Raw genomic sequence first — 1,183 nt, 5'->3', positions numbered from 1 at the left:
TGGATAAATCTGTGAATTGCGTGAATAAAGTGCCTTTGGAAAAATAGATCCACAACATGTAGTGATGATCCTGATCTAACTGTGGGTTAACTAAAACATATCCCCACTCAAAAAACACGCTCAAAGCCTTACTACACCCTGCTTTTAGACAACTGACGAATAAATTTATCACAGAGTTATCCACAAAATCATTTTGCAAACTACGATCGCAAAAGTTGAGAATTCGATCCAAAACAAGAAGGCCGAGATCTCTCGATCTCGGCCTTTTCAAAACTCAGTTATTTGCTAGCTACTATTTAGAAACTAAGTGCTGTTAGAAATCGCCAACGGCTTGTTTCAATTTCTTCATCGCATTTTTTTCTAACTGGCGAACACGTTCTGCAGAGATACTGTAGGTATCCGCTAAGTCTTGTAGTGTTGCTTTATTGTCGTCTAACCAACGTGAGCGAACAATGTGTTGGCTACGCTCATCTAGGCTTGCTAGTGCTAGGCCTAAACGATTATTGGTGTAAGACTCCCAGTTAGATGCTTCAACCGTTTCAGCAACGTCTGACGCTTTATCTTCTAGGTAGTAAACCGGAGCTGTGTAAGCAGAGCCGCCGTCATCGTCATCCATTGGTGCTTCAAACGTTGCGTCTTGCGCTGCCAAGCGAGATTCCATCTCACGAACTTCAGAAGGCTCAACACCAAGTTCACGAGCTACTGTCTCAACTTCACCGTTGTTAAACCAACCTAAACGCTTTTTAGATTTACGAAGGTTAAAGAACAGTTTGCGCTGTGCCTTAGTTGTCGCAATCTTAACGATACGCCAGTTACGCAGTACGTACTCATGAATCTCAGCTTTGATCCAGTGAACTGCGAAAGAAACCAATCGAACGCCAACCTCTGGGTTGAAGCGCTTCACGGCTTTCATTAGACCGATGTTACCTTCTTGAACGAGATCAGCCATAGGCAGACCGTAGCCAGAGTAACCTCTTGCAACGTGCACCACGAATCGTAGGTGTGAAAGGATCAAGCCTTTCGCAGCGTCGATCTCACCTTTGTAATGTAATCGCTCTGCAAGTCCACGTTCCTCTTCAGGCGTCAGCATTGGGTAGCTGTTCGCTGAGCGGATATAGCTGTCTAAACTATCTTGTGTGACTAAAGCCATTTGATACGCTTGGTTTGCCATTCGGTTCCTCAT

The 1,183-nt window shown here is 44.3% G+C and carries 1 protein-coding gene; it reads right to left on the bottom strand.

The annotated features are described in order from the left end of the window. Positions 1-313: 313 nt before the first annotated feature. Entirely contained in the window at positions 314-1,171 is an 858-nt protein-coding gene (gene rpoH, locus A3712_RS12220) for an RNA polymerase sigma factor RpoH (protein WP_063523657.1), read from the bottom strand. Positions 1,172-1,183 lie beyond the last annotated feature (12 nt).

This window comes from Vibrio sp. HI00D65 (assembly GCF_001635455.1).
GTDB lineage: Bacteria > Pseudomonadota > Gammaproteobacteria > Enterobacterales > Vibrionaceae > Vibrio.
The sequence above is the reverse complement of the archived record's forward strand: the minus strand, read 5'-3'. Positions and strand labels throughout refer to the sequence as shown.